2 protein-coding genes are annotated in these 2,894 nt (G+C 46.7%); both read right to left on the bottom strand.

The genetic code is table 11. From position 1 onward, the window contains the following. Nucleotides 1-335: 335 nt before the first annotated feature. On the bottom strand, nucleotides 336-1,094 hold the full coding sequence (gene istB, locus MK185_17680; protein MCH2042461.1) for an IS21-like element helper ATPase IstB: 759 nt from the start codon (nucleotides 1,092-1,094) through the stop codon (nucleotides 336-338). A 47-nt stretch (nucleotides 1,095-1,141) separates the two neighbouring features. After that, on the bottom strand, nucleotides 1,142-2,686 hold the full coding sequence (gene istA / locus MK185_17675) for an IS21 family transposase (protein ID MCH2042460.1): 1,545 nt from the start codon (nucleotides 2,684-2,686) through the stop codon (nucleotides 1,142-1,144). Between the last annotated feature and the right edge of the window lie 208 nt (nucleotides 2,687-2,894).

Here is a 2,894-nt window from a genome sequence, read left to right as displayed (position 1 = left end):
AGTGATCATTTTCAATCGCAGAGAGTGATCACTTTGAATCGCAGAGACTGATCATTTTCTATTGGAGAGGGTGTTCATCTTGGAGTGGAATATGCACATCACGACTTCAGTCAGATATTCAACAAATTTATTAACCCGGCAAGTATTTATGTCGGGTTAATAGCGGTACAAGGATGTACCGCCACTGGCCGATAGGCCAGTGCGACCCCCTTAAAAACAAGAAGTTTCACATAACTTCGCCGTTTTTAAGGGGTGATGCGTATTCCACTGAAGATGATCACCGCCGCCAATTGAACATGATCACTTTTTCTTCCTAAGCATTCAGGATGTTCTTTTTACGTTAAGTGATCACCTTCCGTCAAGGATGTGAGCACTTTTCTCATGGATTCTCCCTTCAATGGCAACTTATGGGCGTTATGCAATAAGCGATCAAGAATGGCATCAGCCAGTGTGGGATCGCTGATAAATTCATGCCATTGGGTGATCGGTAATTGACTGGTAAAGATCGTTGATTTGTTGTTATGTCTATCCTCCATAATCTCCAATAAATCATTCTTTTGACTTTGGCTCAGTGGCTCTAGGCCCCAATCATCAATGATCAGCAATTCCGTTTTGGCGATTTGCTCTAATAGTTTCAGGTAGCTGCCGTCACCATGCGAGATCGTTAATTGCTCAAACAAGCGAGTCGCTCGATAGTAACGAACGCGATACCCTTGGTGGCAAGCGTGGTGACCTAATGCACAGGCTAGGTAGGTTTTACCGCAGCCTGTGGGGCCAGTGAAGACGATGTTCTGATGGCGTGCAATCCAGTCATTGCTTTGTAAGCCTGCGACGGTACTTTGTTTTAATCCACGAGGGTGCGAGTAATCCACATCTTCTAGCCGAGCGGCGACTTTAAAGCGCGCGGCTCTGAGTAAACGCTGTAGCCGTTTATTCTGACGAGAACTGATTTCTTGTTGGATGGCGAGACTAATGCGTTCTGCAAAACACAGCTCATCATAGGTATTGGGTTGGCTAAATTGCATTTCCAATGCGTCAGCTAAGCCCGTTAATTTCAATTGACGGAGTTGTTGTAGACTTTGTGTTTCTAACATGATGTTTCCTTTGTTATGGATGATTAAAAGTGTGTGTTGTTGTTGAGCTAGTGGTAATAATCAGACCCTCGTACATTGGGGTGAACGTCCATCGTGGATTGTTCTGGATGGGTTGGCAGTGGTAATTGATCCATGTTGCTTTTTAGAATGGATTTGACGTTTTTTAATCGTGGCGCGTTGATATGGAGTGCGCGTAAACACGCCGCCTCTAAACGATCTGGTGAGTATTGCTTAGCTAAGTTGAGTAACCCCAAGCAAGCCCGGTAGGCCTGCTCGGGGTGTTGTTTGTGTTCCAGTAATACCACCACCATTTTTTCTGTCGAAGACCCGATCCGTTTCCCCCAGTTCATTAATCGCTGAGGTGTCCAGCTTTGCTGGTGCTGATGGGCTTCTGGCATGTGAGTCTTGTGGGTGGTAAAGCCCCCTTGTCGTAAGCTGCGGGCATGGCGAGCGATTTGTTGCCCTTTGAAAAAGATCGCAACACTATCGCGAGAGGCTTGCACCTCGACTTGAGATTTAACGAGGTGATGAGGGACTGAGTAATAGTGTTTATCAAACTCAATGTGGTAGTCGATGTTGACTCTTGCCTGCTTAAAGTCCAGGTATTCATAACGTTGGGCGGGTAACGGTTTCAGCGCGGGTTGATCTAAGGCTTCAAACTGGCTGAGGCGAGTGCCGGGGAGTTTTTTAAAGGGACGGCGATTGAGATCATCAACCAGTACCGCAATGGCATGATTCAAGTCGGCCAAGGTAAAAAAAGTATGATGGCGTAACTTGGCTAATACCCACCGTTGCACAATGAGTACGGCATTCTCTGCTTTGGCCTTATCCTTGGGTTTTAATGGTCTGGCAGGAATAATGGCGGTTTTATAATGTGAGGCCATGTGTTGGTAGCTGGCATTGATGGTGGGTTCATAACGGCACGGCTTGCTCACCGCACTGCGCAATTGATCGGGTACGACGATCTCAGGCACACCACCAAAGAACTCAAAGGCCTTGGTATGCGCTTCAATCCAATCCGCTTTCCGTTGTGTCCAAGACGCCACGGCAAAGGTGTAATTACTTGCACCCAATACCGCCACAAAGATTTCTGCACACCGTATTTCACCCGTATCGGGGTTAACGATAGGTACCGTGGCACCACTGTAATCCACAAACAATTTCTCACCGGCGTTGTGGATCTGTCTCATGGAGCGTTTTTGTTGGTGCAGCCAATCACGGTAATAGTTGCAGTACTGGGAGAATTGATAACCCGCATTGCCATAGACTTGTTTATATTCTTCCCACAATAACTGCTTGGTGACACCTTTGCGTTTCAGTTCTTGGTGCATAGCCGCGCAGTCTGGAGGAATCCGTCCATGACGACCACTGACTTTAGGTGAGGGAAATAATAGCTGCTCAAGGTCGTTATCACTCAGGTCAGCGGGTAATGGCCAAGTGAGGCCGACTTCCTTAGCGCGTTGGCTGTAGAGGGAAATGGTACCCACGCCAATACTGAGGCAACGGGATATTTTACGATGACTGAGTTTCGCCTCCAGTTTAAGGCGGAGTATTTCTTTGATATGTCGCATAGCTAATCTCTTGTTGGGCATTGTCAACCTCGGTGCAAAAGCACACAGGATACAATGCGGTCAATCAATGAAATGAATGCGCTGGAAGTGTGTTAAAGGAAAGTGATCAGCCTCTGCACTAACGTGATCACCTTCTGCGATAACTGCCTAAAAGTGATCATTTTCAATCGCAGAGAGTGATCACTTTGAATCGCAGAGACTGATCATTTTCTATTGGAGAGGGTGTTCA

Source organism: Saccharospirillaceae bacterium (assembly GCA_022448365.1).
In the GTDB taxonomy this organism is placed as follows: Bacteria; Pseudomonadota; Gammaproteobacteria; order Pseudomonadales; family Oceanobacteraceae; genus Bacterioplanoides.
Note: the sequence above shows the minus strand (reverse complement) of the source record. Positions and strands in the feature narration are given on the sequence as shown.